Here is a 23,452-nt window from a genome sequence, read left to right as displayed (position 1 = left end):
CGGGTGCGGCGCGCGAGCGAGCTTCCGAGGCGGGAGGGCAAGGCGCCGGGGATTGCGAGGAGGTCAGCCCGGGGGTGGTGCTGCTGAAGCTCGGCGAGCACGGGGGCGACCGAAGGTGCCGCGGGACGTGGCGAGGTCGGGAGCCGCGGATCGCACCGTGGCGCGAGGGGGCGCTGGAAGGGCGCAGGGAGTCGTGGCTGCCTCACGATGCGAGTGGAGGTCGAGGTCGTCTCCGCGATCGAGCGAGAGCCGGGAGCGCGGCGGGGCGGTCTGATTCAGAGGACATGCTCTTGGGGCCATGTCCACTCGTACACGTGAGGTCCGGAGTCAGACGCGTCGAGATGGTTTTCGGGGCATGTTCTTTAAAACATGTCCTTGGGTGCATCTCAGAGGCCGCGACGGTGGTCGCTCCAGTAGGCCTTGGTGCGGATCCGGCGGCCGGGGATCGACCACTGCTGCTGCAGGGCGCGGCGCAGAGCGACGACGCTGTCGGCGTGGCCGGCGAGGTAATAGACGCTGTCGACGGTGACGACGCGGTCGAGCCAGGTGAGCAGGGCGGCGCCGCGCGTGGGGCCGCGCGGGAGGACCTCGAGCGGGAGGCCCATGGCGCTGAAGAGGTCGGGCGGCAGGCCCTCGCCCTCGACGGCGCCGGTGAGGCCGGCGGTCGGCGGGACGGCGCGGGCGAGCGCGGCGAACAGGCCGGCAGTGGTCTCGTCGCCGAGGAAGACGTGGTGGGCGGTGTCGTCGTCGAGGCGCAGTCGACCGCCAGGACCCATGAGGTGGGTCCCGTCGCCCTCCCGCAGCGCCTCGGCCCAGGCGCTGCCGGGACCGCGACCGTGCAAGTAGAAGAGGATGTCGACCTCGCCGCGCGCGTCGTCCCAGCGCATGGGGGTGTAGTGGCGGAATTCGCGGGCGCCCACGCGCACCTCGACCTCGTGCCCGGGCCGCCAGCCGCAGCGCTTCAGGGTGGCGCCGCCGAAGCGGACGCGACGCAGCCGCGGGGCGAGGGTCTCGGTCTCGAGGACGGTGCAGGCGCGGCCGAACCAGGACTCGGCGCGCGCGGCCAGGAATGCGGGGATCTCGGGCATCGGAAACCTCCAGGGGGGCCGTCGCGGGGGGCAGCGAGGGGGGAGATGGCTTTCAGGACATGTTTTAAGGGACACGCTGTCGCGGGGCGCGATGCGGGGACTCGACCTATGGATGGCGTTCAGGACATGTTCTTTTGGACACGTCTTCGCGCGTGGCAGCAGTTCGAGAAGGTGCTCAGGACATGTGCTTGGGGGCATTCCGGCGTCGGCGCCGGAGCAGGAGGGCCAGGCCGGCGAGGCCGGGGCTGCCGGTGCGGCAGCCGCCGCAGCCGTCGCCGTCCAGGGGGGCGGGTTCTTCGGTGGTGGTGTCGCCGGTGTCAGCGTCGCCGGTGGTGGTGTCACCGGTCGTGGTGTCGCCGGTGGTCTCGGGGGCGGGCAGCGGGTCGACGCAGGCGAGGGCGTCGCGGGTGGCGGCGGCGCACAGGTGGGCCTGGATCGACATGTCCGAGAGGACAGGGTTGACGACGGCCAGCCAGTAGCCGCCGGCGGGCAGGTCGGCGAGGATCTGCGGCTCGGGATCGGCGCCGTCCCAGAGGAACTGCGGCGGTTCGACCGGACCGTCGGCGGCGCCGGCGGCGACGGCCTGCAGGGCGAACTCGAGGCCCGGCGCGGCCTCGGCGAGAGCGAACCACATCGGGCCGCCGGGGTGATCGAGGCGGTAGTAGCGGGCGGTCAGGGAGAAGAAGCGATCGTCGTCGGCGAGCGGCGAGGCATCCTGCTCGGCGGTGACGCCGGCGAGCTGTTCGGCGTAGGGGTAGCTGTCACGGGCGCCGGCGCGCGAGCCGGTGGCGAGGTTCCAGGCGCTGAACTCGAGCCAGGCGGGGCGCAGTTCGTCGCTGCGCTCGAGCAGGAGCTCGGCGAGGGCGGCCGGCAGATCGGGGGCGCCGCCGATCTGCAGGAGGACGTCGACGAGGTCGGGGCCGTGGCGCTCGATCAGGAAGTCCCACCACAGGGCGGTGCCATAGGCGAAGGCGGGGACGGGGCCGGCGGGCGGCTTAAAAAGGGAGCGGCCGGTGTCGGCGAGGTAGGCGTCGCACAGGCGCAGGAAGTCGCGCGAGTCGGGGCGATAGGCCCGCTCGGCCCAAACTGCGGTGCCCTCGGAGAACCACACCGGGAGGTCGACGACGTAGGCGGCCTGGACGGCGTGGAACAGCTCGTGGCTGACGACGGTGTCGACGGCCTCGGCGAGGTCGGCGTAGGCGTAGCCGGTGAAGTCGTTCTCGAGCAGGAGATGGCCCGCGCAGGCGTCGGGGTCGCATGCGTCGTGGCCGAAGTGACCGTCGGCGGCGCCGGCGAAGTCGACGAGGTAGATGTCGAGGGCGTCGCTGCCACCGAGCGGGCCGAGGTCGTGCTCGGCCTCGGTCCGCGGCGGTCGGAGGTCGAAGACGTCGCGGTAGAGGGCGAGGACGTCGGCGGCGGTGTCGGCGACGAGGGTGACGTAGTCGGGGACGCCGTCGGCGTCGAGGTCGGCGAGGGGGACGACGCTGGGGCCGTCGACGCTGTAGTGGACGCGCAGGCCGCCGCCCGGGTGATCGTGGGTGGCGAGGATGTCCTTCGGGTCATACGGCCAGAGGCCGCCCTCGGTCGGCCGCTCGGCGCGGGCGAGACCGGGGAGCATCAGGACGGCCGCGAGCGCGGCGAGGCGGAAGAGGCCGGATGCGCGGCCGCTCGGGGGTACGCGCGTGAGGCGTCGCTCGGGCGGTCCCGCGTGCGAGAGGGCAGGGCCGATGCCGGGGACCACGCGGTCGCCGACGACGAGGTCGAGGTCGATGCCGAGGTCGATAGTGACGGAGGTGATGCCGGTGGCGGGGCTGATGGCGGTGGCGAGGTCGATGGTGCCGGTGGCGAGGTCGATGGCGGGGACCGTGCCGTCGCGGACGACCTGGTCGGTGCCGGGCTGCGCGGAGCGGCGGGGGTTCATGGGAGGAAGCTCCAGCGCCAGGTCATGAGCGCGGGGCCGGTGCCCATGGTGCCGTTGTCGTTGCAGTCGTCCTGGCCGGCCTCGTAGTAGGCCTCGATCGTCAGCTTGACGGTGCGGCCGTCGGCCAGGCGGAGGGCGTAGGGGAAGCCGGTGGTGGTGACGCAGCCGGTGTAGCCCCACCAGCCGGCCATGCGGTAGGCAGGGCTGCCCGGCAGGCCGGAGCCGTCCTCCTGCAGGAGGCAGGCGTCGTCGTAGTAGTCCTCCGGCGCGAACTCGGCGTCGGGCGGGGCGGCGTCGAGGTCGGCGTAGTCGCCGGCGGGCGCGGCGACCGTGACGCACGAGGGGCCCGAGCTGCCGCTGTTGACGCGGATCCCGTAGCGCTTGGCGGCGATGTCCCAGGCGCCGCTCTCGAGCGCGGCGACGTCGTCGAGGTCGACCCGCTCGAGGCCGGCGTCGGTGAAGCGGAGGTAGACCCAGGGGTTCGTGGCGGCGCCCATGGTCCCGCCCGCGGAGGCGTCGACCCGCGAGACCCAGTCGGCGCCGTCCTGCGCGCTCGTGACCTCGGCGTCGCTGACCTTGTCGTCGTGCAGGGAGAGGTCCTGGATCGCAGCGTCGATGCACGGGACTTCGGCGAGCGGGCAGGCGTTCGGAGGCTCGTCGGGGTTGTCGGTGGTGCCGGGCTCGGCCGTGGTGGTGGGGTCGTCGGTGGTGCCGGGATCGGCGGCGGTGCCGGTGGTGGCATCGTTGCCGGCGGTGGCATCGTTGCCGGTGGTGGCATCGGTGCCGTTGCCGGTCGTGGCGTCGCTGTCCGAGGTGGGACCCTGCCCGGAGTCGCCGCAGGCGGCGAGCATGGCGAAGAGGATGAGGTGAATCTTGGGACAGGTTGTGAAGGACATGTGCGGGGAGCTCGCGGGTGAGAGTGAGAGGTCCTGGGGGACAGGGGCCGCGGCGACCTGAGCCGGCGGTGAGGCTGCTTTCAGGACAGGTCGGCGGTCAGGATTGGAGGTCGTCGGGAGGGCGCGGGAGGACGGCGAAGCCGCGGCCCGTGGGGGCAGGCACGAGGTCGAAGCGGGCGCCGAAGCAGTCCTGGAGGCGATCCGGGGTGAGGACGGCGGCAGGGTCGCCGTGAGCGACGCAGCGGCCGGCGTGCAGGAGGGCGAGGTCGTCGGCGCACTGACTGGCGGCGCCGAGATCGTGGAGGACGAGGACGAGGGCGGTGTCGGTGGCGCGCACGAACTGGCGCAGGCGCGCGAGGATCCGGACGGCGTGGCCGGGGTCGAGGTTGGCGGTCGGTTCGTCGAGCAGGAGGTAGCGGCGCGGGTGCTCGGCGGTGGGCTCCCAGATCTGGGCGAGCACGCGGGCGAGGTGGACGCGCTGCTGCTCGCCGCCGGAGAGGGTCGGGGCGAGGCGGTCGGCGAGGTGCGCGACCTCGGCCAGCTCGAGGGCGGCCCAGGCGATGTCGCGGTCGCGTCGCGTCTCGCCGCGGCCAGGGTGCGGGAGCCGCCCGAGGGTGGCGACCTCGAGGGCGGTGAGCGGGAAGCGCAGGGCGGTGGCCTGGGGCAGGACGGCCCGCAGGCGGGCGAGGGCGCCAGGGTGGAGCTGGCCGATCGGGCAGCCGTCGAAGCGGAGGTCGCCGGCGCTCGCGGCCTGCTCACCCGCCCAGACGCGCAGGAGGGTCGACTTGCCCGCGCCGCTCGGACCGACGACCGCCAGCACCCGCGCGCACTCGGCGACGAGCGAGAGGTCGCGCAGCAAGACGGCGCCCCGGACGTCGACGCTGACCCGCGTGGCTTCGAGGCTCATGCCGGGCCTCGCGGTGCGGTGAGGAGGCGGATGGCTCTCGGGACAGGTCGGCTCGCCGGGGTGGATGCTGTGATAGTTGAGAAGTTAGAAGCGAAGTGCTTGCCTGTAAAAGCTTTTTTAATGATGCGAAGGACGGCAACCATCGTTGAGTGGCCGGTGGCGAGGAGTCGCGGCGAGTGCGCGAGCGAGCGGGCGCGCGGAGATCCGAACGGGACGGTGCGCGCCGGTCTCCTCGGTCCAGGAGCGGCGGGACCCGATTGCGAGCGGCACCTGTTCCGGCGTGTTTGCGGCCACTTGGGGGCGGATGGGGCGCTACAGCGGAGCGGGACGGGCTCGCGCCGAGGGAGCACGTGCAGACGAGGGAAGCGCCTGGCCGGACGACCGCCTGACGTGGCGCCCCGAGAAGGCTCTGTCCGACGAGCTGCGGCCCCGGGATGGCGTCCGCCGGGGCCAGGCAGGCCGTCGTCCGCGAGAGGGAGCGCGCGTCGGCCTGGGCCCGGCTGGGCCGCTGTCGCTCCTGCGGGGAGCACGAGGCGATCTGGCTCTCGGGGCAGGCCGTGCGAGGCCCCGGACTGGCCTGCGAGGGCGTCGCCACAGGCGCCGAGAGGTATGGCTTTCAGGACAGGTCGGGGCGCTCCGGCGAGCCTCCGCGGTGCATCATTGGATGCATGCATAAATGTGACCCAATCGCATGACATGACATGATTTTCTGTCGCCATCATACGAGCTCCGTCGCGCGCACGCGGGCGAGCAGGGTGAGGAACACCGGGGCGCCGAGGAGCGAGGTCAGGATCCCGACCGGGAGCTCGGCGGGGGCGAGCATCGTGCGGGCGGCTGCGTCGGCGAACAGCAGCAGGCCGGCGCCGCCGAGCGCGGCCGCGGGGACCAGCACACGATGGCGCGGGCCGACGAGGCCGCGCAGCAGGTGCGGGACGACCAGGCCGACGAAGCCGATGATGCCGGTGAAGGCGACGCAGACGCCGACCGCGAGGGCCACCTCGGTGATCACGCGCCGGCGCAGGCGCTCGACGTCGACGCCGAGGTGGAAGGCCTCGGATTCGCCGAGGAGGAGGGCGTCGAGGTCGCGGGCGCGGCGCCACAGCAGGCCGCCGCTCAGGGCGACCAGGGGGACGAGGATGAAGGCGACGTCGCGGGTGATGCCGCCGAGGCCGCCGAGCAGCCACAGGCTGAGGTCGCGCAGCTGGCGGTCGTCGGAGACGTAGCTGAGCAGGCCGAGCGCGGAGCCGGCGAGGGCGGTGACGGCGATGCCGGCGAGCAGCAGGCCGACCACGGAGGTCTGGCCGCGCACGCGTGCGAGGGCGTGGACGAGCCAGGTGGCCGTGAGACCGCCCGCGAAGGCGAGGACCGGCTGGGTGAAGCCGCCTGGTAGGACCGGCAGGACGCGACCGAAGACGATCGCCAGGCCGGAGCCGAGCGCGGCGCCGCTGCTGACGCCGACGAGAGTCGGGTCGGCCAGCGGGTTGCGAAACAGGCCCTGCATGGCGCACCCGGCCACCGCGAGGCCGGCACCGACGACGACCGCGCCGATGGCCCGCGGCAGGCGCAGGGCGGTGAGGATGTAGTGGTCGCTCGGGTCGCAGCTCGGATCGGGGGCGACCAGGCAGGCGACCGCCCGCGGGAGGTCGAGCGAGGCGGCGCCGACAGCCAGCTCGAGCAGCACGCCGAGGACGACGAGGACGGCGAGGCCCAGCAGGACCGGGCGGACGCGCCGGACTGTCCCGGCGGGCATGCTCGCCTGGACCGGGATCACACGGCCGCTCCTGTGCGGGACGGACGGGGCGCGGCCGGGCAGCCTGCCTTCGGGGACATGTGCGATCGGCCAGGCCTCACGGGGCGGCTCCTTCGCCGAGCTCGGGGTGCAGGGCCACCAGCAGCTCGCGCACGCCCTGGCCGATGCGGGGGCCGAAGCCGAGCAGCTTGAGGTCGTCGACGGCGACGACTCGCTGGGCGCGGCCTGCGGGGGTCTCGGCCAGGCCGGGCAGGGCGAGCAGGCCCGGGACGCCGCCGAGGCTCTCCAGGCCGCGCGACGGCAGGACCACGAAGTCGGGGGCGGCGGCGACCACCGCCTCGGCGCTCCACGGGCGCATCCCGGTCAGGGCGTCGCCGGCGTTCTCGGCCGCGGCCAGGCGCACCAGCTCGGCGCCGGTGGTCTCGCGGCCGGCGACGAGCAGGCGACCCGGTCCGCGGGCGTAGATGAACAGGACGCGCGGCCGCGAGGTGACGCGGGCGCGCAGACGGTCAGCCTCGGCGAGGTCGGCCGCGAGCGCGGCGAGCACCTCGGCCGCCGCCTCCGGCCGACCGATCGCGGCGGCCGCGGCGGTGATGTTGCCGCGGGCGGCGTCGAGGTTCTCGCCCGCCGGCACCAGCTCGAGGCGGACGCCGGCGTTGCGGACCTGCTCGAGCGCGGTCGCCGGACCGGACTCGCTGCTGGCGAGCACGAGGTCGGGGCGCAGGCCGAGCACGCCCTCGGCGGAGAACTGGCGGTAGTAGCCGACGCGCGGGAGGGCGGCGGCGCTCTCGGGATAGAGGCTCGAGAGGTCGACGCCGACGACGCGGTCGCCGGCCCCGAGCGCGAACACTGCCTCGGTGATCGAGCTGCCGAGAGTGACGATCCGCTGCGGGGCGGTGACCTGCGCGGCCGCGGGCGCCGGGCTGTCCCCGGGGACAGCACAGGCCGGGACCAGCGCGAGGGCGAGGACGAGCGAGCGGAGGACGGTCGAGGCGGACATGCAGCTCCAGGCCGATGACACCGCGGGGCGGTCGGTCCAGGAATGTCGGTAGCACATTTTGAAAATGGAAATCAAAGTTAATTTCGTGAGTCTTCCTCGCAAACCCGTCCCCACAGGGTCACCGGTGGGCTTGACATGTGATTTTGAAAATTGATATCAGTTTGTCCCTCGCTCGGAAGCGCACCATGAGTCGTTACACCGGACCTCGTCTCCGCATCCTCCGCCGCCTCGACGTCGACCTCCCGGGGTTGACCGCCAAGTCGCGCGAGAAGCGGCCCTATCCACCCGGACAGCACGGGCAGGCGCGGCGCAAGCGGCCCTCGGCCTACGGCATGCAGCTCGCGGAGAAGCAGAAGCTCTGCTTCAACTACGGCGTCACGGAGCGGCAGATGCGGCGCCTGTTCGCCGAGGCGATCGCGGCGAAGGGCGTCACCGGCGAGGTGCTGCTCGAGTACCTCGAGCGCCGGCTCGACAACGTGGTGTTCCGATCCGGCCTGGCGCCGACGATCCCGGCGGCCCGCCAGCTGGTGACGCACGGACACATCCGCGTCGACGGTCACCGCGTCGACATCGCCTCGTTCCGCGTGCGCACCGGCGCCGAGATCACGCTGCGCCCGCGCAGCGTCGACCTCGACATCGTCCAGCGCGCGGTGGCCACGCCGACCCGCATCCCGCTGCCCGCCTGGCTCGAGTGCGACCTGCCGCACCGCCGGGTGAAGATGGTCGGCACCCCGCGCGGCGACGGGGCCCCGTTCGAGCTCGATGTTCAGCTGGTGGTCGAGTACTACGCCCGCTTCTTCTAGGAGTCCCATGCCGCGCCCCTCGACCCCCGACAATTCGCTGATGGCGCTGATCGTGCGCCGCTGCGGCCTCGACGCTGTGGCGACCGAGCAGCTGCAGCGGATCGAGGCCGCCGCCTGGGACCTCGTCGCCGACGGCGTGACGCCCGACGTGCTGCGCGCGGTGCTGGCGGTCGTCGCCGACGTCGCGCCGGCCCCGACCGGCCTGCCGCCGCGCGCGCGCCGGCTGCTGCGGAAGTTCGCCCACGCCCGCGACGCCGGGGTGCCGGCCGACGTGGTGGCCTGCTTCACCGAGGACGCGCTGCGCATGGCGCTGCTGATCGATGACGCGTTCCACCGCGGCCACGCGATCGGCCGCGCCGAGGCGACGACGCCAATCGACGCGCCGGCCCGCGGGGCCTGGCCGCACTGAGCGACCCAACTGTTCGCGGCGTCGAGCACGGCTCGTCGCGCGACGCTCGGGCTTCACCGCTCCTTGCACGAAGCCTGGACCTCGGGGCCGAGCCGGCGCGACGGCGGTGATGGAATTTCAGGGCATGTCACCAAGGACATGCCCTCGGAGGCATGTCCTTCAGGGCATGCTCTTCGAGTCAGAGCGCCTGCGCGGCGATCCAGCGGAACACTGCGGGGCCGGTGCCGCGCATCAGCTCGGGGTCGGGCTCGAGCGCGTCGACGCGGGCGAGCTCGCCGTCGGCCGTCAGCACGTAGAGGTTGCGCGGGGCGGCCGGCGGCAGCAGCAGCTCGAGGCTGAAGTCCTGGTCGTCGCGGCTGTGGAGCAGGAGGTCGCCGTCGTCGTCGATCGCCAGGGCCCACATCGGCACGCCCTGGAACCGCTCCATGCCGGCCGAGGAGACGCGCACGATCTCGCCTGCGGTCAGACCGCCGACGTCCTGGGTGTCGCTGGCGCAGGTCCAGGCGGCGAAGCGGGCGTTCGGCGAGGCGACCGGCGGCTGGCCGCCGACGCAGGGCGCCTGCTCGGCGCTCAGCAGCTCGAGGCGGGCCTCGTCGACGCGCAGGGCGGCGCCGCGGGTGGTGACGAACAGCAGCGCGCGGCCGTCGGCGCTGGCGCGGGTGAACAGCTCGCTGGTGTCGCCGATCAGCGGCCGGCCGTCGTGCTCGCCGGTGGTGTGATCGTAGCGGCGGACCACCAGGCCCTCGCGGAACACGTAGTGGCGCGGCGAGATGGCGGCGATCAGGCGCGAGGGATCGGTCCACTCGGGGCCGTCGGCCGCGACTGCGCAGGCCGCCTCGGGCTCGCCGACGGCCCAGCGCCACACGCGGCAGCTGCCGTCGGCCCCGCCCACGCTCAGCGCGCTGCCGTCGGGGTCGACCGCCGCGAGGCCGCAGCTGGGGCCCGGGCCGGCGCAGCGCACCCGTTGGGTCCGCGCCAGCGGGACGCCCGGGAGCCGGGCCGCGCCGAGCTCGGTCAGCGCGGGCGCGGCGTCGTAGCCCTCGCTCGGCCGCGGGTACCTGAGCGCAAGGACATGTCCGTTGGGACCTGGCCGTAAGAACCCGTCCTCGGGGACACCTTGGAGGACGAACACGACCGGGGCGTCGGCGGCGCCCACGGCCCCCCAGACCTCGGCGCAGCCGGCCGGCAGCGGCCAGGCCAGCGGCACGACGGCGGGCGGCTCGCCGGCGGTCGGGGTCGCGACTCGCGGCGACAGCGGCACCAGCTGCAGCTCGGCGGGGCAGCCGGCGGTCCACCACAGCGCGCCGCCTGCGGGGGCGAAGCCGGTGGCGTCAGGGGCGAGGCGGGCGGGCAGGGCGAGCGGCAGGGTGCGCTCGCCGACGAGGTCGACGTAGCCGGCGCGGAGGGTGCCGAAGCTGTCCCCGAGTTCATGTTGCCAGCCGCCGTCACCGGCCCGGATCAGCGCGCCCTGGCCGCGCGGGTCGAGCTCGACGACCAGCGGCTGGATGTCGGCCTCGGGCCCGGGATCGGCGGGCAGGAGCTCGCGCTCGACGAAGCGGCCGGCGTCGTAGATCGCCAGGGCGCGAGCGCCCCCCTTGTCGCGCTCCGACGCGATCCACAGCGCGCGCGCGTCGACCGTGGGCGGGCCGCAAGCGGCCAGCCACAGGGCCCCCAGGGCCGCCGCGCCCGTCAGCCCGCGGACGCCCAGGCCCGCGGGCGCGCGCGAGGCCGTGGCTTGTGACTTCACTCCCCCGCCTGGTGTCGCCGTGGCCACCACCCCCAGGGTACCAGCCTTGCGCGCCCGGTGCGGGTTTGGCAGGCTTCGCGCCTCATGTCCGGCGACCCCAAAGACCCTGATTACGACGACACCGAAGGCGACCTCGAGCCCGGCGAGCTGATGTTCGAGGAGGGCGACGAGGAGGAGGGCGCAGCCTCGGAGGAGGAGATCCAGGAGGCGGCCCAGGCGATCGAGCTCGTCACGCTGCCGGTCTCGTGCACCAACGAGGGCAAGGGCGCGCCGCTCGGCATGGGCATCCAGCGCTTCTGGGCCCAGGAGCTGGCCGAGGCCGGGGTCCGGGCCGCCGCGCCGGTGTTCACGGCCATCCAGGAGCAGAACGGCCGCCGCGCGCCGGCGCTGATGATCTTCCGTGAGCCGTGGACCGACGACCGCGCGCTCGAGGGCATCAACCGGTTCGCCAACGCCCAGTACGGCCTGGCGACCGACATGTTTGCCCAGGAAGACAAGGTCACGCTCACCGCCCGCCTGATCGCCGTGAGGCCGGGCCCGGTGCTCGAGACCGTCGACACCTTCACCGCCGAGACCACCGCCGATCAGCTGCCCGGCGAGGTGTTCGTGCTGACGCAGAAGATCGCCGCCGCCCTCGGCAAGTCGGTGGCCAAGCCGACCTGGCAGGACGCGTTCGGCACCGCCAACGTGCAGGCGATCATCTCGTTCCTGGTCGGCCTCGGCAACCTCAGCGCGCTCCAGGGCCGCTGCGTGCCGACCACCTCGGACCAGCTGCTGTCGCCGCTGATGGACGCCCTCGGCCGCGCGCCCGAGATGGACGTGACGATGCAGGCGCTGCACGCGATGACCGACATCCTCATCGCCGGCCAGCCCGACCAGGCCGCCATCCCGCTGTCGGTGCAGGCGCTGTCGATCGCCGCGCAGAAGCGCAAGAACGACCAGGGCGCGTGGCACCACCTCGCGCTGGTGCTGCGCCGCGTCGGCGACCTCGGCTCGGCGGTGCAGGCGTTCCAGCAGGCGATCAACCTCGGCCCGCAGAACGCCGCGGTCGCGGCCGGCTTCGTCGACACCCTGCGCGCCGCCGGCGACCTCGAGAACGCGCTCAAGGTGGCCCAGTTCGCGGTCGAGAACGGCAACGAGGGCCCGGTGGTGATGGCCCAGCTCGGCAGCCTCCTGATCGAGAACGACCAGTTCGACGAGGCCGAGCCGTTCCTCCGCCGCGCGGTCGAGGAGGGCAAGGTCCCCAGCGCCTACGGCGACCTCGCCAACGTGCTGTGGGAGACCACCGCGGAGGAGCCGAAGAAGATCCAGGAGGACCGCGACGAGGCGCTCGCGCTGCTGGCTCAGGCCATCGAGCAGCCGACGATCCACAAGAGCACGCTCGACATCCTGCTCGACCTCCACGAGGAGGAGAAGCTCGAGAAGGCGACCGTGCTGATGCTGCGCGCCGCCGAGAAGCACGCCGAGAACGCGACCGTGCTGCGCTACGTCGCCAGCATGTACCTCGAGGGCGACGAGCCGGCCCGCGCCCGCCCGTACCTCGACGCGATCCTCAAGCTGCAGCGCCGCAGCCTCGACGACGACGCGTTCGCCCGCCGGGCGATCCTCACCCTCGACGTCGACAGCTTCGAGGACCGCTACGACCAGGCCATCGACTACGTGCGCAGCGGCGACCCGCAGAAGCACCTGGCCGCGGCCAAGTTCCTGCGCGAGATGATCGGCCGCGACCCGCGCTACTGGCAGCCGCACCTGATGCTCGCGCTGGCCGTGCGCGACAGCGAGGGCGACGCCTCGGCGCTGTCGCACCTCAACGACGCGGTCCGCCTGCGCCCCAACGACGCCGAGATCCGCAACCTCATGGCGGCGATCCTGCGCAAGCAGGGCCGCGCGCGCGAGGCCGTCGAGCACCTGCGCGCGGTCGTGGCGATCAACCCGCGCGAGATCGAGCCGGTCGTCAACCTCGCCTCGGCGATGCGTGACGCCAACATGTTCGACGAGGCGCGCCAGGTCTGCGGCGCCGCGCTGCAGATGATCCCGGACCACCCGGAGTTCAAGCGGATCCTCGACAGCCTGCCCCCGCCGCGGCAGCGCCAGAATTGAGCCGCGCCGGGCGAACCGGCCGTCACAACCGCGACGACGCGCATGCCGGAGTGCTCCGGGGTGCGCGTCGTCGGCGTTTGTGGGGCGAGGGCCGGCCTCCAGTAACGCTGTTACCAACGATGTCGTGAGCGAGCGGCCCGCGCCCGGCGTGGTGTGTCGGCGCGGACTGGTTCAGCCTATCCCTGCTGACTTGTCGCCCCCGGGCGATTGCCCCTGTGCGGGGCTCTTACCAGCGAACCTAGCGAGCGGGAGTGTCCGTAATGCGAAACCTTAATTGGAAGTGTCGGAGCCGGGTCCTCAGCGCGTGCGTGGTCCTCGGCGCGGCCGGAGCCCTGGCGACGCCGCAGACGGCCGAGGCGTGCGGCGGCGTGTTCTGCGAGGGCGGCCTGCCGAACTCGATGCCCGTCAATCAGGACGGCGAGAACGTGCTCTTCGTCCTCAATCAGAACGAGGTCGAGGTCCACATCCAGATCAGCATCGACCCCAACACCAACGCGCAGAAGTTCGCGTGGCTGATCCCGATCGCCCAGATCCCCGAGTTCGAGGTCGGCTCGCAGCCGCTGTTCGACGCGCTGCTGAACTCGTCGGTGCCGACCTACCAGCTGCAGCAGACCTTCGAGGTGTGCGGCGAGGACGGCATCTCCGGCGGCCTGTCGAGCGCGAGCAACGGCGACCCGGGCCTCAGCACCGCCGACGGCGGCACGGGCACCGAGGGCAGCGACAGCAGCGGCGAGGACCCGGTGGTGTTCAAGACCACCGCGGGCGCGTTCGAGATCGTGGTGCTGCAGGATCAGACGATCGAGCCGATCAAGCAGTGGCTGATCGACAACGACTACCAGTGGATCGACGGCTCGGAGATGGTGCTGCAGCAGTACCTCGACGAGGGCCAGGTGATCGTCGCGCTCAAGCTGGCGGCCGGGTCCGACGGCGGCGACGTGCACCCGATCGTGCTGCGCTACCCGTCGAACGAGAACTGCTTCCCGCTGCGGCTGACGCGGTTCGCGTCGATCGAGAACATGGACATCCGCGTGTTCGTGCTCGGCAACAACCGCGCGGCGCCGACCAACTACCGCCACGTCCTCGTCAACCCGCTGAAGATCGATTGGCTGCAGTTCGCGGCCAACTACAAGGACGTCATCACCAAGGCGGTCGACGACCTCGAGGCCGAGGGCCTGGCGTTCGTGACCGAGTACGCCGGTCCGTCGAGCGTGGTCCAGCCGTTCGCGTTCAACTTCTACAGCACGTCGTGGAACGAGTCGGCGTTCGTCGGCCTGGCGCCCGAGCAGGTCATCAACACGCTCAACGATCAGGGCCTGGCCAACTGCTTCGGCGCCGACTTCTGCTTCTACAACCACCCGCTGGTCGAGAGCCTTCTCAATGACTTCCTGCCGGTGCCCGACGGCCTCTCGGCGGAGGAGTTCTACGCGAACCTGCCGGCCTACGCCGACCAGATCGACGCGATGGCGTGGGGCGACGGCAGCGCGTTCGCGCAGGGGCTCGACAGCCGGATCATCGCGCCCGGCGAGCACGCGCAGGAGCTGATCGACGCCTTCCCGTACCTGACGCGCATGTACACGGTCATCTCGCCCAACGAGATGATCGCGGACCCGATCTTCCACATCAACCCGGACCTGCAGGACGTGCCGAGCTTCCGCTCGGCCACCGAGTACAACCTGTGCGACGGCAACAGCGTGGTCACGCTGCCCGACGAGCGCGAGATCTTCGTGCCCGACGGCGGGCCGTGGCCGGACTTCATCGGCGAGATGTGGTGGGCCGAGGAGGTCCAGCAGGTCGCGCTCAAGGGCAAGCCGATGCACCTGGTCAACAACACCGCGGCGATCAACAAGAAGATCGAGGAGTGGAACCTGGCCCACGGCTGGCCCCGCTTCCCCGAGGGCGCGCCTACTACCAGCGCGAGTGACACCGACACCGACAGCTCGGGCAGCAGCGACAGCGGGCCCGACTCTGCCACCGGTGGCGGGCAGAACGACGCCAGCGGTTGTGGCTGCCGCAGCGACGGCGCGCCGGGCGGGAGCGTGCTCGCGCTCGCGGGGCTCGGTCTGCTGGCAGGGCGTCGCCGCCGACGCTGAGCGGCGAGCAGCCCCGCCGCCGCTCAGCGCCGACGGCGAAAGCGAAGTTCGGACGCATCAGATCTGCGCGTGGGCGACCATGGCCGGTCGCCCGCGTGTCCTCGAGGACATGCTCGCAGGGGCATGTCCTTCACGACACGGTTGCAAGGACATGTCCTTCACGACATGCCCTTTTTAAAAAGGACTCAGAAGTCGACGACGACCGAGCGGGCGGAGAACTTGGCGGGGCCGTGGAAGACGGCCTCGACGTTGTTGCCCTCGGGGTCGAGGAGGAACGCCCCGTAGTAGCCGGGGTGGTAGTGGCGCTCGCCCGGGGCGCCGTTGTCGCGGCCGCCCGCGGCCAGGCCGGCGGTGTGGAAGCGCTCCACTGCGCCGCGGTCGGGGGCCTGGAACGCGAGGTGGACCCGCCCGGTCAGCTGGCCCAGGGCGGCCTTGCTCTCGGCGTTGGAGATGAAGAGCTCGTCGTACCACACGTGGTCGTCGGCCTCGCCCCCGCGCGGGATGCCGAGGGCGCCGAGCACCGCGGCGTAGAAGCGCTTGGCCGCGGGGAGGTCTGCGACGACGAGCTGGATGTGATCGATGAGACGGCCGCGGTGGAGCTGCATGCCTCACCGTAGCCGATCACCCGGCGCGCGCAACGCCGACTCAGGCGACGGGCTGGTAGTCGCGCAGATCGAGCTGCCGCGTGCGCAGCCAGTAGCTGACCGTAAAGCCAGGCCACAGCGCGGCGGCCCGCCCGTCGGCCGTCTGGTACCAGCTCTTGCAGCCCGACGACCACACGGTGCGGCCGAGCTGCTCGTAGAGCTCGCTGGCGAAGGCGCTCTGGACCTCGGGGCGGACGTCGAGCGCGCGCAGGTTGCGGTCGCGCAGGGTGGTGATGCACTGCAGCGCGTAGCGGACCTGGGCCTCGATCATGAAGATCATCGAGTTGTGACCGAGGCCGGTGCCCGGGCCCATCAGCAGGTAGAGGTTCGGGAAGCCCGACACCGTGATGCCGAGGTACGTCTCGGGCGCGCCGCGCCAGCGCTCGTTCAGCTCCTGGCCGTCGGCGCCGACGATCTCGATGGCAGACAGGTAGTCGGTGGCGCGGAAGCCGGTGCCGAGGATGATGGCGTCGACCTCGCGCAGCCCCCCGTCCTGAGTGCGCACGCCGCTCGGCTCGACGCGCTCGATCGGGTCGGTGACGAGCTCGACGTTGGGCCGCGTCAGCGCCGGGTAGAAGTCGTTGGAGATCAGGACGCGCTTGCAGCCCATGCGGTAGTCGGGCGCCAGGCGGGCACGCAGCTGCGGGTCGGTGACCTGGCTCTGCAGGTGTCGGCGCGCCAGCGGCTCGACCAGGCGCATCAACCTCGGCCGCAAAAACGCCAGAGCGCGCGCCTCGTGCTGCCAGTAGAGGCCGCTCCGCACCAGCCGCTGCAGCGCCGGCACGCGCGCGTAGACGCGGCGCGCGACCTCGCCGATCGCGTGGTCGGGCTTCGGCACGATCCACGCCGGGGTGCGCTGGAACAGGTGCAGGCGCCGCACGACCCGGGCGATCTGCGGCACGAACTGGATCGCGCTGGCCCCGGTGCCGATGACCGCGACTGTCTTTTGGGACATGTCGTAGCCGTGGTCCCAGCGGGCCGAGTGGAACGTCTTGCCCGCGAACGTCGCCAGCCCGGGCAGGTCGGGGTAGGCGGGCAGGTGCAGCGCGCCGTTGCCGAGCACGAGGGCGCGCGCGGACAACCGCTCGCCCCCGCGGGTGCGCACGTGCCAGCGCCCGGCCGTGCGGTCGAACTCGGCGTGCTCGACCTCGGCGCCGAAGCGGATGTGCTTGCGGACGTCGTACTTGTCCGCGCAGCGCTCGAGGTATTGCTGGATCTCCGACTGCAGCGGGAAGGCCCGGGTCCAGTTCGGGTTCTGCTCGAACGAGAACGAGTACAGGTGCGAGGGGATGTCGCAGGCTGCCCCGGGGTAGGTGTTGTCGCGCCACGTGCCGCCGACGCGGTCGGCCTTCTCGAGCACGACGAAGTCGGTGATGCCGACGCGGCGCAGCTGGATCGCCATGCACAGGCCGGAGAAGCCGGCGCCGACGATGACCACGTCGACGTCGCGGGGAGCGCTGGCAGCGGAGTCGGACATCGCGCGCAGTGTAGCGTGTGGTGCGGCGCCGGGCTGGGGGCCGGCGGGGACGTTCACGTCGGTCTCGCGGCGCGCGACGCGGGGCGACCCTCGAGCGCGGCCAGCCGCTCGCGCAGCCGCGAGGCCGCGGGCGGCAAGCTGGCGCCGCGGCGCCACATGAGTCGGTACGTCACGTGGCCGAGCTCGGGCACCGGGCGGGCGACTGCGCCGCGCGGCAGGTTGCAGATGCCGTTGACGATGGCGACGCCGAGGCCGAGGCCCGCGAGGTGCAGCATCAGCGGCCAGCCGTCGGCCTCGATCGGCGGCGCGGCGGCGTCGGCCAGGCCGGCCAGCGCGCGGCCGACGAAGGCGCGGTGCGACTGCCCGTGCGGGGCGAGGACGAGGCGTTCGCCCGCGAGGTCGGCCAGGCGCACGCGGCGGCGCCGGGCCAGGCGGTGGTTCGCCGCCATCGCCACGCACAGCGGCGTGCGCACGAGATCGCGGGCGACCAGCTCCTCGGGCACCAGATCGACGACACCGACGGCGAGGTGGGCCGCGCCCTCGCGCACTGCCTCGGCGGCATCGGGACCGCCGCGGGTGAGCGGGCACAGCGTCGCGTCGGGTTCGTCGCGTGTGAAGGCCCGCAAGCTCGGGCCGAGCAGATAGAGGTACGCGCCTTCGCCGGCGGCCAGGACGACGCGCTCGCGGCGGGCCTCGCCGCGCAGCTCGGCGAGGAAGGTCTGCGTGCGCGCCAGCTCCTCGCGGGCGAACGCCGCCACGCGCACGCCGGCGTCGGTGAGCCGCAACTGCCGGCCCTCGCGCTCGTACAGCGAAGCGCCCACCTCCTGGCCGAGGCGGGCGATCCGCTCGAACAGGGCCGGCTGCGACAGGCCGACCACCCTCGCCGCGTGGGTGAAGTTGAGGGCGTCGGCGAAGGCCACGAACGCGCGCAGCAGCTCGCCCTCGAGTATCGGCACGACCGATGACATATCGACGCATTCTAGTCGACGCCGATAGTTCGCGGGACCACCCTTCGGGCATGCACGTCGCCACTCCCGCCCCTCGCAGCTCGGCAGTCTGGTGGGCCGAGACCCGGACCGACCCCGAGCGCCTCCACGCCTGGCTGTTCGCGCAGTACCGCGGCGAGGTCACGGCCGCGCGGCGGATCCTCGACCTGCGCGACGCCCACGCGACGCCGGGCAGCCGCGCCCACCGTCTGCTCACGGTGATCGCCGGGCAAGAGCGCGACCACGCCGCGTGGGTCGGCGAATTGTTGCGGGCGCGCGGTCTGGCGCCGGCGCTCGTCGGCGGGCCCGAGGCGCGTTACTGGAAGCAGACGCTGCCCGGCATCGCCGACCTCGAGACCGGCTGCGCCGTCGGGGCGCACGCGGAGGCGATGCGGCTCGCGCGGATCGAGGTCATCGCGGGCGACGCGGCGGCGCCGCCAGACATCCTCGAGGTGTTCGCCAGGATCTTGCCGCAAGAGCGCTTCCATGAGCGAGCCTTCCGCTCGCTGGCGACGCCTGCGAGCCTCGCGGCGACCGGCGCTGCCCACGAACTCGGGCGCGCGGTGCTCGGCCTCGAGGCGTGACGAGAGCGCTGCGCCGCTCGCCCTCGCAGCGGCCTGTCCTCGGGGACATGTTCTTTTGCGCTCGCGATCATCGTGTTCGAGCCCCGTGGAATTCGGCGGACACGGACTGTCAGAAGCGCGATGGTCCGTCGAATCGTGTCCGTATGTATTGCGCTGAGTGGGTGCTTGTTGGCCTGCGGAGGCCCCGAGAGCACCTCTTCCGACACCACCGCCGCGGGGCCGCAGACGATGAGTACGTCGTCTCCCGCGACCAGCACCGCCGACTCCACCGGTTCGCCCGCGCCGACGACGGGCGAGGCGACCGAAGGCGGGACCGGCGGAGCGACCGAGAGTTCGCCGACCACCGGTGTCGCCACGACGACGACGACTACCGATGGTTCGACCAGCGGGACGACGTCGACGACCGGGCCGGACCCGGCGGTCTGCGGCGACGGCGTCGTCGACGAGGGCGAGGCGTGCGACGACGGCAACCTGGTGCCCGATGACGCCTGCAACCACCTCTGCGAGTTGCCCGCTTGTGGCGACGGGGTGGTCCAGGCTGGCGAGGAGTGCGACGCCGGCGCCGACAACGGCGCGGGCAAGGCCTGCCTCGGGACGTGTAAGAGCAACGTCTGCGGCGACGGCGATCAGGGCCCGGGCGAGGGCTGCGACGACGGCAACCTCGACGACGGAGACGCCTGCACCGCGCAGTGCGCTCTGGCGAGCTGCGGCGACGGCAGCGTGCAGGACGGCGAGGCGTGCGACGACGGCAACGCCGTCGACACCGACGCGTGCACGAACGCGTGCACGACGCCGAGCTGCGGCGACGCGATCGTGTCGGACGGCGAGGCGTGCGACGAGGGCAACGCGAACTCCGACGCGGGCGCGTGTACGTCCGCGTGTCAGGCGGCGAGCTGCGGCGACGGGCTTATCCACGCCGGCGTGGAGCAGTGCGACGAGGGTGCGAGCAACGGGCCGAACCAGGCCTGCCTGGCGACGTGCAAGAGCAACGTGTGCGGCGACGGCGACAAGGGCCCCGGCGAGGCGTGCGACGACGGGGCCAACAACGGCGACGACAAGGCGTGCCACGCCGACTGCGAGCTCGACGTGTGCGGCGACGGCCTCGACGGCCCGAACGAGTCCTGCGACGACGGCAACACGATCGGCCTCGACGGCTGCAGCGCCAAGTGCCACGAGGAGCTCAAGTGCGGGAACAAGCTCTACAAGTGCGGCAACGGCCTCGATGACGACGGCGACGGCGCGATCGACCTCGCCGACCCGGAGTGTACGACGCCGTGCGACGACGACGAGAAGTCGTATCAGACCAGCCTCCCGGGGCAGAACCTCGACTGCAAGTCCGACTGCTACTGGGACGCGGACAGCGGCGTCGGCAACGACCAGTGCGAGTGGAACCTCAAGTGCGACATGCAGAACCCCGGGGCCGACATCGGCTGCGGCTTCGACCCGAACCTGAAGATGTGCGTGCCGAAGGTGCCGACCCAGTGCCTCGACTTCTGCGTGCCGCTGATCCCGAACGGCTGCGACTGCTTCGGCTGCTGCCAGGTCGGCGACCAGTTCGTCTACCTCAACTCGAACCCCGAGTGCAGCCTCGACAACCTCGACGCCTGTAACAGCTGCACGTTCTTCCCGCAGTGCGCCAACCAGTGCGAGCCGGCGATGTGCGAGGTGTGCTTCGGCCAGGACGTCGACGACCTGCCGCCCGAGTGCAACGGGATGCCGACCTGCGAGCCCGGGGTGACGCCCTGCCTCGACACTGCCGAGTGCCCCGAGGGCGAATTCTGCCAGACCGGCTGCTGCGTGGCAGTCGTCCCGCAGTGAGTCGAGCGGCGAGAAAAAGCGGCGCGCGGCGGGGCTGACCGCCGCGCGCCGGTTGAGGAGGTCGGCACGGACGGGCGCGAGCGGACACGTCGTCGATGAGTTGGAACGCGGGCGAGCAGAGCGGTCCCAGGCGTGAGGACTCGATCATGATACGCGTACTCGTTCCCGTGTTTCTCGCGCTCGTCGTCGCCTGCGGCGGCTCCGGCGGCAAGGTCGATCAGGCGGTGGCGATCGCCAAGGAGCTCCGCGCAAAACCCGATGAGGCGGAGAAGATCCTCGGCGCGCACCAGATGACCACCGAACAGTGGGAGACGCTGATGTACGAGATCGCCGACGATCCCGCGATGGCGGAGCAGTTCGAGGCCGGCCTGCAAAAGAAGTAGCGAAGAACCGAGGAGGTTTCCCGTGCGAACCATGATCCTTCATGTATTTGCGATCGGCCTCGCCGCCGCGCCGCTGGCCGCCCACGCGGCTCCGGCCGCCGGCGAGGCGAGCGAACGCGCCGAGGACCGGCGCACCCCCAACGAGCGGATCCTCGGCGCGCTCGCGCTGCCGCTGAAGGCCCAGGCGCTGCGCAAGGCGGGCGTCGGCGAGGGCGAGGTCAAGGCCGGACTGACTGCGGCCAAAGGGAAGAAGCTGGCGGCCGGCGACGCGGCCTCGCTGCTCGACGAGGCGGCGAAGGCGACCCGCGACCACGGCCCCGTCGACAACTTCGGCGCGTTCGTGCAGGCCAAGCTCGACGCCGGCCTGCGCGGGCGGGACCTGGCGGCGGCGATCCGCGAGGAGCACGCGGCGCGCGGCAAGGGCAAGGGCAAGTCCGAAGGCAAAGGCCCGCCGGAGGGCAAGGGGCCGGCCGAGGCGAAGATCGACGGGCCGCCGCACGGCGGGCCGGGCGAGGGCAAGGGGCCCGGCGAGAGAGGTCCGGACGACAAGGGACCGGACGCGCGCGGGCCGGAGGGCAAGGGGCCCGACGACAAGGGCCCGCAGGGCAAGGAGGCCGCGGAGGGCAAGGCGCCGGACGACAAGGGGCCGAACGCCGCGGGCGCGCCGGAGGGCAAGGGGCCGGGCGACAAGGAGCCGCCGGGCAAGGCCGGGCCGGAGGGCAAGGCCGCCGACGAGAAGGGCGCCGCGAACGCGAAGAACGGCAAGCCGAACGAGAAGGCCAAGCCGGAGACCGCGGGCAAGTAGAGCGACTGGCGCGGCCGTCGAGGCGCGTGTCTCTCGGGACATGCGCCTGAACGAGAAGACATCCGGAGCCCAAGTAGGGCTAGCTCGCGTCGGCGAGCCGGATGTCTCTCGGGATATGCGCGATCGGGCATGTCTCATGGGACATGCTTGATGGAGCATGTCCCAGGGAACCTGCCGTTCAAGCGCCAGGCGAGTACCAGATCGGGCTCGTCCAGGCGCGCTCCTGGATCGTGCGCGGGAGGGCCGGATCGCTGCACGCGGGCGGCCGGGCGTCCTCGGGCAGGCTGAGGCAGTCGCGCCAGCTCCAGCGGCACACCGGATCCTCGATCACGCGCACGTAGTAGAAGGCGGGGCGCGCGGGGTCGAAGTCGGGGTCGCGCCAGACGCCGCACAGGAGGGCTGCGCCGCGCTGGTCGGCCGCGCAGGTGGCCTCGTCGACGCTCGAGCCGTCGGGTCCGCCGCCGACGTCGACGACTGCGATCTGGCCCACGCCAGCTTCGTCCTGCCAGCCCTTGATCACCTGGATCCGCTCGAGCTGCGAGCCGGGGGCGCCGGCGCTGCCGGGGTCCATCTGTGCGCTGACTGCGATGACCGGGCCCGAAGTACCTGTCCGTTCGGGCAGGTTCGCGCCCATCGGCACGCCGCTTCGCTCGGCCGCGGCGACGAAGTCACCGGCGCCGCACAGATCGTCGGGCAGGTCCCAGCCGCCGAACACGCGCACCGCCATGCGCGGGCCGCTGGTGCCGTAGACCTCGCGGCGGCGGAGGGCGTCCCAGATCGCCTCGCGGCTGTTCTCCTCGGCCCACACGGCCACGAGACCACCGGGGCCGTTGCGCGCGCCGGCGGGGACGTTGCCGGTGAGGCGCGTCGTCGCATCGATCTCGCGGGCGCCGAAGTGACCGGGGTAGGTCGCCTCCTCGACGTTGCCGGGCGTGCCGTTGTGCGTATCGGTGCTGGCGATGACGCCGAGGCGGAACGGGTTGACGCCGAGGCGCTGCTCGGCGCCGAGGCCGGCGAGGAGGATCCCGCGCAGGAAGTCGAGGCGCGAGACGCAGCCGCGGCCGACCATGCCCTGGCTGCCGGTGCCGTCGCCGCAGTCGTCGAACGGCAGCGCGCGCAGCTTTTCGAACTCGCAAAACTCGTCGGGCGGGCCGAGGCCGGCGACCCCGGGCGAGCACTCGGAGTCGCCCTTGTGCTGGTAGATCTCGAGCAGCGGCTCGAGGTCGGCGCGCACCTCGGCGAGCTCGGCCTCGTCGGCGCCGGCCGGGATCTCGGGCGTGAACAGGTTGCCGTTCGACCAGTTGCTGTTGTGCGGGATCGCCAGCACGTCGCAGCCGGCGACGCCGTCGCGGCACTCGCCCTGCAGGCGCTGCCACAGCTCGCCGGCGGTGGGCGCCTCGAAGTGCGTGACCGGCAGCGCGGGCACGCGGCGCGAGCGGAAGATGACGTTGCGGTGGAGGTTCGACAGCATGCGCGAGCCGGACCACTCGTAGGCGACGAAGCTGGTGAAGCGGCAGGCGGCGGTGCGGTCGTAGGCGGCCTCGGCGGCCTCTTGCACGCGCTTCCACACCGCGCCGGCCTGCGCGTCGCAGTCGAGCCCGCCCTTTCCGCACAGGTCGTCCCAGCGCTCGGCCCCGTCACCGTCGAGGCCGAGGCCGAAGTTGACCAGCGCGGCGGTGCTGCCGGCGCGGAAGTCCTTGCAGCGGGCGCTGTCGTAGACGGCGGAGCCGGGGGTGGTGCAGCCCTCGACCTCGGCCAGGTACTCGGCGTGATCGGTGACCGCCGCGAAGTCGAGCGGGCGCGCGAGCTTGTGCCCCGCGACCTCCTCGCCGCGGGCGAACGCGTAGGCGCCGGCCGGGTCGGTGCGGACGTCGTTGATCCACGCGTCGAACGAGTACGAGGTGTGGACGTGGAGGTCGCCGAAGTAGAGGTTGCGCTGCGGGTTGCGATCGCTGCACGCCTCGCGGCGGTCGACGAACGGCTCCGGCTCGGCGCGGCAGGCGAGCTGACCGAAAAGGCATGTCACGAGGGACATGGCCGAAGC

The 23,452-nt window shown here is 72.5% G+C and carries 19 protein-coding genes; 8 read left to right on the top strand and 11 right to left on the bottom strand.

Features of this window, described 5'->3' with window-relative positions:
• Positions 1 to 386 precede the first annotated feature (386 nt).
• The 6 genes from OV090_RS00785 to OV090_RS00760 all read right to left on the bottom strand — a co-directional run bounded on the left by OV090_RS00785 (position 387) and on the right by OV090_RS00760 (position 7,562).
• A complete protein-coding gene (locus tag OV090_RS00785) occupies positions 387 to 1,088 on the bottom strand; it encodes a siderophore-interacting protein (protein ID WP_267701512.1) in 702 nt (233 codons plus the stop codon).
• A gap of 175 nt (positions 1,089 to 1,263) precedes the next feature.
• Complete coding sequence (locus OV090_RS00780) at positions 1,264 to 3,009, bottom strand: MXAN_6640 family putative metalloprotease (protein ID WP_267701511.1); 1,746 nt, start codon at positions 3,007 to 3,009, stop codon at positions 1,264 to 1,266.
• Positions 3,006 to 3,905 carry an HmuY family protein gene (locus OV090_RS00775; protein WP_267701510.1) on the bottom strand — a complete coding sequence of 300 codons (900 nt, stop codon included), beginning with the start codon at positions 3,903 to 3,905 and terminating at the stop codon, positions 3,006 to 3,008. The genes OV090_RS00780 and OV090_RS00775 overlap by 4 nt, the downstream gene beginning before the upstream one ends.
• A gap of 97 nt (positions 3,906 to 4,002) precedes the next feature.
• Positions 4,003 to 4,812, bottom strand: a complete 810-nt coding sequence (locus OV090_RS00770; RefSeq protein ID WP_267701509.1) for an ATP-binding cassette domain-containing protein — start codon at positions 4,810 to 4,812, stop codon at positions 4,003 to 4,005.
• Positions 4,813 to 5,530: 718 nt separating this feature from the next.
• Entirely contained in the window at positions 5,531 to 6,562 is a 1,032-nt protein-coding gene (locus OV090_RS00765; RefSeq protein ID WP_267701508.1) for an iron ABC transporter permease, read from the bottom strand.
• A gap of 97 nt (positions 6,563 to 6,659) precedes the next feature.
• The gene (locus OV090_RS00760) at positions 6,660 to 7,562 is read right to left on the bottom strand and encodes an ABC transporter substrate-binding protein (protein ID WP_267701507.1); all 903 of its coding nucleotides are present in this window, start codon (positions 7,560 to 7,562) and stop codon (positions 6,660 to 6,662) included.
• A gap of 185 nt (positions 7,563 to 7,747) precedes the next feature.
• On the opposite strand from OV090_RS00760, the gene rpsD reads away from it, so the two are divergent.
• Together rpsD and OV090_RS00750 are read left to right on the top strand one after the other, a co-directional pair.
• Positions 7,748 to 8,365 (top strand): 30S ribosomal protein S4, encoded by a 618-nt coding sequence (gene rpsD / locus OV090_RS00755; RefSeq protein ID WP_267701506.1) that lies wholly within the window; start codon positions 7,748 to 7,750, stop codon positions 8,363 to 8,365.
• 7 nt (positions 8,366 to 8,372) lie between these two features.
• Positions 8,373 to 8,774, top strand: coding sequence for a hypothetical protein (locus OV090_RS00750; protein ID WP_267701505.1), 402 nt, complete (start codon positions 8,373 to 8,375; stop codon positions 8,772 to 8,774).
• A 178-nt stretch (positions 8,775 to 8,952) separates the two neighbouring features.
• On the opposite strand, the gene OV090_RS00745 is transcribed toward OV090_RS00750, so the two are convergent.
• On the bottom strand, positions 8,953 to 10,548 hold the full coding sequence (locus OV090_RS00745; protein ID WP_267701504.1) for a hypothetical protein: 1,596 nt from the start codon (positions 10,546 to 10,548) through the stop codon (positions 8,953 to 8,955).
• A 57-nt stretch (positions 10,549 to 10,605) separates the two neighbouring features.
• On the opposite strand from OV090_RS00745, the gene OV090_RS00740 reads away from it, so the two are divergent.
• Entirely contained in the window at positions 10,606 to 12,621 is a 2,016-nt protein-coding gene (locus OV090_RS00740) for a tetratricopeptide repeat protein (protein ID WP_267701503.1), read from the top strand.
• A gap of 260 nt (positions 12,622 to 12,881) precedes the next feature.
• Positions 12,882 to 14,711 carry a DUF2330 domain-containing protein gene (locus OV090_RS00735; protein ID WP_267701502.1) on the top strand — a complete coding sequence of 610 codons (1,830 nt, stop codon included), beginning with the start codon at positions 12,882 to 12,884 and terminating at the stop codon, positions 14,709 to 14,711.
• 185 nt (positions 14,712 to 14,896) lie between these two features.
• Here OV090_RS00735 and OV090_RS00730 read toward each other — a convergent pair whose 3' ends face one another.
• From OV090_RS00730 to OV090_RS00720, 3 genes are read right to left on the bottom strand one after another with little or no spacing between them, the layout of a single operon-like run.
• Positions 14,897 to 15,316: a VOC family protein gene (locus OV090_RS00730; protein WP_267701501.1), complete on the bottom strand. Its 420-nt coding sequence runs from the start codon at positions 15,314 to 15,316 to the stop codon at positions 14,897 to 14,899.
• Positions 15,317 to 15,356: 40 nt separating this feature from the next.
• Complete coding sequence (locus OV090_RS00725) at positions 15,357 to 16,832, bottom strand: NAD(P)/FAD-dependent oxidoreductase (protein WP_267701500.1); 1,476 nt, start codon at positions 16,830 to 16,832, stop codon at positions 15,357 to 15,359.
• Between the two features lie 53 nt (positions 16,833 to 16,885).
• Positions 16,886 to 17,788, bottom strand: coding sequence for a LysR family transcriptional regulator (locus OV090_RS00720; protein ID WP_267701499.1), 903 nt, complete (start codon positions 17,786 to 17,788; stop codon positions 16,886 to 16,888).
• A 62-nt stretch (positions 17,789 to 17,850) separates the two neighbouring features.
• Here OV090_RS00720 and OV090_RS00715 point away from each other — a divergent pair, with 62 nt between their 5' ends.
• The 4 genes from OV090_RS00715 to OV090_RS00700 all read left to right on the top strand — a co-directional run bounded on the left by OV090_RS00715 (position 17,851) and on the right by OV090_RS00700 (position 21,408).
• Positions 17,851 to 18,402: a hypothetical protein gene (locus OV090_RS00715; protein ID WP_267701498.1), complete on the top strand. Its 552-nt coding sequence runs from the start codon at positions 17,851 to 17,853 to the stop codon at positions 18,400 to 18,402.
• Positions 18,403 to 18,630: 228 nt separating this feature from the next.
• Complete coding sequence (locus tag OV090_RS00710) at positions 18,631 to 20,220, top strand: DUF4215 domain-containing protein (RefSeq protein WP_267701497.1); 1,590 nt, start codon at positions 18,631 to 18,633, stop codon at positions 20,218 to 20,220.
• A gap of 95 nt (positions 20,221 to 20,315) precedes the next feature.
• Positions 20,316 to 20,603, top strand: coding sequence for a hypothetical protein (locus tag OV090_RS00705; RefSeq protein ID WP_267701496.1), 288 nt, complete (start codon positions 20,316 to 20,318; stop codon positions 20,601 to 20,603).
• Between the two features lie 22 nt (positions 20,604 to 20,625).
• Positions 20,626 to 21,408: a hypothetical protein gene (locus OV090_RS00700; RefSeq protein WP_267701495.1), complete on the top strand. Its 783-nt coding sequence runs from the start codon at positions 20,626 to 20,628 to the stop codon at positions 21,406 to 21,408.
• Positions 21,409 to 21,586: 178 nt separating this feature from the next.
• Here OV090_RS00700 and OV090_RS00695 read toward each other — a convergent pair whose 3' ends face one another.
• Positions 21,587 to 23,443: a DUF3604 domain-containing protein gene (locus OV090_RS00695; RefSeq protein ID WP_267701494.1), complete on the bottom strand. Its 1,857-nt coding sequence runs from the start codon at positions 23,441 to 23,443 to the stop codon at positions 21,587 to 21,589.
• Positions 23,444 to 23,452: the final 9 nt, after the last annotated feature.

The sequence above is a fragment of the Nannocystis sp. RBIL2 genome (genome assembly GCF_026626745.1).
Taxonomy (GTDB): Bacteria; Myxococcota_A; Polyangia; order Nannocystales; family Nannocystaceae; genus Nannocystis.
The sequence above is the reverse complement of the archived record's forward strand: the minus strand, read 5'-3'. Positions and strand labels throughout refer to the sequence as shown.

What these genes read in the sequence shown, in the direction of transcription:
- OV090_RS00785 (WP_267701512.1), bottom strand. Translation starts at nt 1,088, where the DNA reads ATGCCCGAGATCCCCGCATTCCTGGCCGCGCGCGCCGAGTCCTGGTTC.
- OV090_RS00780 (WP_267701511.1), bottom strand. Translation starts at nt 3,009, where the DNA reads ATGAACCCCCGCCGCTCCGCGCAGCCCGGCACCGACCAGGTCGTCCGC.
- OV090_RS00775 (WP_267701510.1), bottom strand. Translation starts at nt 3,905, where the DNA reads ATGTCCTTCACAACCTGTCCCAAGATTCACCTCATCCTCTTCGCCATG.
- OV090_RS00770 (WP_267701509.1), bottom strand. Translation starts at nt 4,812, where the DNA reads ATGAGCCTCGAAGCCACGCGGGTCAGCGTCGACGTCCGGGGCGCCGTC.
- OV090_RS00765 (WP_267701508.1), bottom strand. Translation starts at nt 6,562, where the DNA reads ATGCCCGCCGGGACAGTCCGGCGCGTCCGCCCGGTCCTGCTGGGCCTC.
- OV090_RS00760 (WP_267701507.1), bottom strand. Translation starts at nt 7,562, where the DNA reads ATGTCCGCCTCGACCGTCCTCCGCTCGCTCGTCCTCGCCCTCGCGCTG.
- rpsD (WP_267701506.1), top strand. Translation starts at nt 7,748, where the DNA reads ATGAGTCGTTACACCGGACCTCGTCTCCGCATCCTCCGCCGCCTCGAC.
- OV090_RS00750 (WP_267701505.1), top strand. Translation starts at nt 8,373, where the DNA reads ATGCCGCGCCCCTCGACCCCCGACAATTCGCTGATGGCGCTGATCGTG.
- OV090_RS00740 (WP_267701503.1), top strand. Translation starts at nt 10,606, where the DNA reads ATGTCCGGCGACCCCAAAGACCCTGATTACGACGACACCGAAGGCGAC.
- OV090_RS00735 (WP_267701502.1), top strand. Translation starts at nt 12,882, where the DNA reads ATGCGAAACCTTAATTGGAAGTGTCGGAGCCGGGTCCTCAGCGCGTGC.
- OV090_RS00730 (WP_267701501.1), bottom strand. Translation starts at nt 15,316, where the DNA reads ATGCAGCTCCACCGCGGCCGTCTCATCGATCACATCCAGCTCGTCGTC.
- OV090_RS00725 (WP_267701500.1), bottom strand. Translation starts at nt 16,832, where the DNA reads ATGTCCGACTCCGCTGCCAGCGCTCCCCGCGACGTCGACGTGGTCATC.
- OV090_RS00715 (WP_267701498.1), top strand. Translation starts at nt 17,851, where the DNA reads ATGCACGTCGCCACTCCCGCCCCTCGCAGCTCGGCAGTCTGGTGGGCC.
- OV090_RS00710 (WP_267701497.1), top strand. Translation starts at nt 18,631, where the DNA reads ATGAGTACGTCGTCTCCCGCGACCAGCACCGCCGACTCCACCGGTTCG.
- OV090_RS00705 (WP_267701496.1), top strand. Translation starts at nt 20,316, where the DNA reads ATGAGTTGGAACGCGGGCGAGCAGAGCGGTCCCAGGCGTGAGGACTCG.
- OV090_RS00695 (WP_267701494.1), bottom strand. Translation starts at nt 23,443, where the DNA reads ATGTCCCTCGTGACATGCCTTTTCGGTCAGCTCGCCTGCCGCGCCGAG.